Here is a 4651-nt window from a genome sequence, read left to right on the forward strand (position 1 = left end):
GCCGAGCGCGGGCGCGGAGGGGGCGGTGAGTTCGGCGGCGTAGTCGGTACGGCCGCCCGGGGCGATCTCCGGCATCCGGTCCGGCGGCAGCGCGGCGGGGACCGTCGGGCCCAGCTTGGCGCGGGCCGCGTCGAACCACTGCTGGGCGAGGGCGTCCAGGGCCGGGTCGGAACCGCCGCCCCGCTGCTTGGCCAGCGGCACGCCTCTGCGGGTGGCCGCCGCCATCGCGCGGGTGGCGTTGAAGTTTCCGGTGTCGTTCTCGGCCCGGGCGTAGAGGGAGTCGATCCGCTGCCGCACCTCTTCGGGGTTCTCCGATGCCATGCGAGACGCGCTCCTTCCTCGCCCCGCGGGGCAATCGGGCCGGCGCGCCCGCGAGTCGGTCGAGCCCCCGCTCCGGGCGCCGCGGAGGGCTCACGGGGTGGGGAGCCGGGCGGCCTTGGCGTCAACCTAGCCAACTTGTGTCACTCGTGTGAAGGTCGACGGGTGGAATGTCCGATACGTATTTGTGATGTTCACAGCAGCGTTCGAGCGGGAAATGGAGTACGCCCGCGACAGGCTCCCGTCACGCTCCCCGGGACGCGGCACCTCCGTAGGGCGTCACCCGTCATGTGGCCGGTTTTTCTTATGAGTTCGGCCTGAATCCCTGATGCCGTTGAACACATCGGTGCCACCCCGCGTATGGGGTCCGGGGCACTTCATGCCCCGGACCGAGCACGCCCCGACCGACCACGACACGCAGGGGAACGACCTTGGAACCCAACAGGCGCAGACGCCCGACCGGCGCACGACGCGTGACCTTCGCCGCCATGGCCCTGATGCTCGGCGGCGGTGGCCTCGTCGTGGCGAACGTCTACGCCTCGGCCTCCGAAGGCGGCTGGGGCGGGCAGGGCGCGGAGGCGACCGGACAGGTCAAGGCCGCCGGCATGGCCACGATCGACTGCCCCGATGTGGGCACCCAGTTGACGCAGGTGCCCGAGGCGGCCCGCGCCGACGTGGACCGCGAACTCGCCCAGCTGGACCAGCAGATCGCCGCCGCCTACCAGCAACTCCAGCAGGCGGCACCGGAGATACGGCAGGACCCGGTAGCCGCCGACGGTCCGATCATGAACCCGCTGAAGGACAAGCGGAAGGCGACCCTGGACCGCGTGGCCGACGCCATCGGCCGGGCCGGGAACCGCCCCGAGGGCCTCGACGCGCTCGCCGCCTGCACCATGCGCCCCGCCGAGAGCGCCCCGGGCGACAGTGCCTCGGCCGAGAGCACGCCTCCCGCCGCCACACAGGCCCCCGCCGACAACGGCCAGGCCCCCGCTCCGGGCCAGGGCGGCAACGGACCCGTCGCGGCGGACTACGTCGACATCAACTCCGTACAGCCCAACGTGCCCAACCCGGCCAAGGGTTCGGACGCCTCCGGCGGCACCTTCACCTCCGAGTGCGGCGTCAACGAGAACGGCCTGCGCAACTCCGACAACGTCATCGTGGCCCCCGGCGTCTCCAACGGTGCCCACCACTTCCACGACTACGTCGGCAACCAGTCCAACACCGCCTTCGCCAGCGACGACGACCTCGCCAAGGCCGCCACCTCCTGTGTGGACCAGGGCGACAAGTCCACGTACTACTGGCCGGTGCTGCGGCTGCAGAACGGCAAGCAGGAGAAGGACGCGGGCGCCCCGGGCGGCGGAACCGAGGGCAACGCGGGCGAGATCGTCACGCCCAAGCAGGTCACGATCACCTTCGAGGGCAACCCGCGCGGCAAGGTCACCGCCATGCCGCGGCTGCTCCGCATCATCACCGGCGACGCCAAGTCCTTCGTCAACGGCCCCGCCAACGCCAACGCGTCCTGGAGCTGCACCGGGTTCGAGGACCGGCAGCTGAAGGACAAGTACCCGATCTGTCCGGCCGGTTCGGACGTGGTGCGCACCTTCCGCTTCCAGAGCTGCTGGGACGGCCGCAACACCGACAGCGCCAACCACCGTACCCACGTGGCCTTCGCGGGCCAGGACGGCGCCTGCGCCGCGGGCTTCGAGCCCATCCCGCAGCTGGTGCAGCGCATCGTCTACGACGTGGACGCGCCGAGCCTCAACGACGGTGGCGCCACGGTGCCGTTGTTCGCGGTGGACTCCTTCCCCGAGCAGCAGCACAAGCCCGTCACCGACCACGGCGACTTCATCAACGTCTTCGACGACGGCCTGATGAACGAGATGGTCGACTGCATCAACTCCGGCCGCACGTGCGGTCCGCGTGGTGACGGCGGCGGCAACGGCAACGACAACGGCAACGACAACGGCGGTGGCGACGGCGGCGCCACGGCGAACCCGGGCGACGGCGGCAACGGCGACACCCCGGGCGACGGCGGCAAGAACGAGGGCGGTCAGAACGGCGGCGGCCAGAACGGCGGCGACAAGGGCACCACCGCGCCGTCCGAGGGCGGCAACCCCGACGACACCGCCACCGCGAGCAGCCCCGCCGAGGCGCCGAGGACCGACGCGACCGTCACCCCGACCGGCGACACCAAGAACGACGGTCGCGGCAACGGCGCCAAGCAGGACGACCCCGCCAAGACCACCGAGCCCGACGCGACCCGGCCGGCCCAGGCCCCGAAGGCGGACCGCACCACCGCCCCCGCCGAACAGGCCACCGAGACCGCCGGGGCCACCCCCTCGGTGTCGGCCACCGACAGCACGGGCGCGGCCGTCGTTCCGCAGACCACCACGCCTCCGCCCGCTACCGGCACCGAGCCGCAGACGTCCGGCGGCAGCCTCGCGGAGACCGGCGCGCAGCTCTGGCCCGCCGCGATCGGCGTCCTCCTGGCCCTCTCCGGCCTGGTGATGTTCCTGCGGGCGCGGCGTCTGCGCTACTGACCCGGAACGAACAGCCGTAGCGACAGGACAACGGCGGTGCGAGGGCGACGAGCCCCGCACCGCCGCTGTCGTCGTCTCAGCCCGCGTCCCGTCGGCAGTACAGGAAGACCTGCGGCTCGGGACCGCCGTCCGGATGCGCCGGAGTGAACAGCACGTTCTCCTCCGCCAGCACCGACAGCCCCGCGTCCGCCGCCAGCCGGGCGAATTCCTCCGCCGCGAAGCTCGTCACCCGCACCGGCTGTCCCATGAACGTCACGTCCACGCCCTCCACGTCGACCGGCACCGTCGCCAGCACGGCGAGCCCGCCCGGCCGCAGCGCGGAGGCCAACCTGCCCACCACGGCGACCTGTTCGGCGCGCGTCATCTGGAGCAGCGAGAAGTACGCGCACACCGCGTCGAACGACCCCTCGTCGAGCGGCAGTTCACGGACGTCCGCGAGCCGGAACTCCGCCTCCGGCACCTGGCGCGCGGCCAACTCGACCATCACCGGGGAGACATCGACGCCGAGCACCGTGTGCCCCGCGTCCACCAGGGTCCGCGCGGTCGGCCGTCCCGTCCCGCTGCCCACGTCCAGCACCCGGCTGCCCGGCTTCAGCCGCTCCACCAGCCAGCCCAGCGAGGCGAGATGGGGTGCGGAGGCGGCGAACGCCTCCTCGTAGGCGAGACCCAGCGCGTCGAACACCACGGCTGCCGGTGCCCGCTGTTCGTCCTCGGCCAAGACGGCTCCTCCCGTATCCCGTTCAGCTGCCCGGCATCGTCGCATCCCGGCCGGTGCGCCACAACGACACCGCTTGCGGCCCCCGGCGTCCGCAGGGCACGCTTCCGGGCGTGCCCACCTTGCTGATCGTCCACCACACCCCCTCGCCGAACTGCCAGGAACTCTTCGAGGCCGTCGTCTCCGGCGCGGAGACCCCCGAGATCGAGGGCGTCCGCGTCGTACGCCGTGCCGCCCTCGCCGCCACCGCCTCCGACGTGCTGGAGGCCGACGGCTACCTCCTCGGCACCCCCGCGAACCTCGGCTACATGTCCGGCGCCCTCAAGCACTTCTTCGACCAGGTCTACTACCCCTGCCTGGACGCGACCCGGGGCCGTCCCTTCGGCAGCTGGGTCCACGGCGGCAGCGACGTGACCGGCGCCCTGCGCGGCCTCGACGCCGTCACCACCGGCCTGGGCTGGCGCCGCGTCGCCGAGAACGTCACCGTCACCGGCACCCCCGCGAAGACCGACACGGAGGCGTGCTGGGAACTGGGCGCCACGGTGGCCGCCGCCCTGTCCGCCGAGGTCTGAGGGGGACGCCCGCCAGGGCCTCGCTTAACCCGTTCGAGTGGTCGGCCGACCCCGATACAGCGCGCCTCCGGAGGTGGCGGAGCGACCGCCGGGACGACGCGCCCGATCGCCCCACGAGCCCGGTGTCACGCGGATCCGGCGGGTCTCCCGAAGGCGCCCTCGCGGCCCCCGTCGCCTTCTCACCTGCGACCCGGACGGAAGTGCGGGCACGCAGACGCTGGCCGACGATGGGACCGAGGCCGTCTCCAGGGCCTGTCGTACACAGTCGAACCGAGGGAGCGTCGGATGCGAGCGGACGGCCACGCACCCGGACGGCCCATCAAGGGCGGACACCACGACGACGGACACGAGACGGCCGAACTGCTGCGGCGGGCCGCGCGCGACGTGCTCGACACCGCCGAGGGCATACGCGCGGTGGCCGCGCGCACCACGGCGGCGCTCTCCGCGCCGGCCCCCTCAGGACCGCGCCGCCGCCGCAGTCGCCTCTCCCCGGCCGCCCGCGCCGC

4 protein-coding genes and 1 pseudogene are annotated in these 4651 nt (G+C 73.0%); 3 read left to right on the forward strand and 2 right to left on the reverse strand.

From position 1 onward, the window contains the following. A pseudogene (locus GTW40_RS22415) lies at window positions 1-321 on the reverse strand (peptidoglycan endopeptidase); the annotation flags it as partial. Between the two features lie 485 nt (window positions 322-806). Between GTW40_RS22415 and GTW40_RS22420 the strand changes: the two are divergent. Then, window positions 807-2858, forward strand: a complete 2052-nt coding sequence (locus tag GTW40_RS22420; RefSeq protein ID WP_202486270.1) for a DUF1996 domain-containing protein — start codon at window positions 807-809, stop codon at window positions 2856-2858. A gap of 76 nt (window positions 2859-2934) precedes the next feature. On the opposite strand, the gene GTW40_RS22425 is transcribed toward GTW40_RS22420, so the two are convergent. Next, window positions 2935-3576, reverse strand: a complete 642-nt coding sequence (locus tag GTW40_RS22425) for a class I SAM-dependent methyltransferase (protein WP_202486269.1) — start codon at window positions 3574-3576, stop codon at window positions 2935-2937. 110 nt (window positions 3577-3686) lie between these two features. On the opposite strand from GTW40_RS22425, the gene GTW40_RS22430 reads away from it, so the two are divergent. Beyond that, entirely contained in the window at window positions 3687-4145 is a 459-nt protein-coding gene (locus GTW40_RS22430) for an NAD(P)H-dependent oxidoreductase (protein ID WP_161181985.1), read from the forward strand. 285 nt (window positions 4146-4430) lie between these two features. After that, a partial coding sequence (locus GTW40_RS22435) for a hypothetical protein (protein ID WP_161181986.1) occupies window positions 4431-4651 on the forward strand: 221 nt, incomplete at its 3' end.

This window comes from Streptomyces sp. SID4985, assembly GCF_009863025.1.
Classification (GTDB): domain Bacteria; phylum Actinomycetota; class Actinomycetes; order Streptomycetales; family Streptomycetaceae; genus Streptomyces.

Excerpts from the sequence above, each read along its gene's own strand:
- GTW40_RS22420 (WP_202486270.1), top strand. The coding sequence starts at position 807 with ATGGCCCTGATGCTCGGCGGCGGTGGCCTCGTCGTGGCGAACGTCTAC.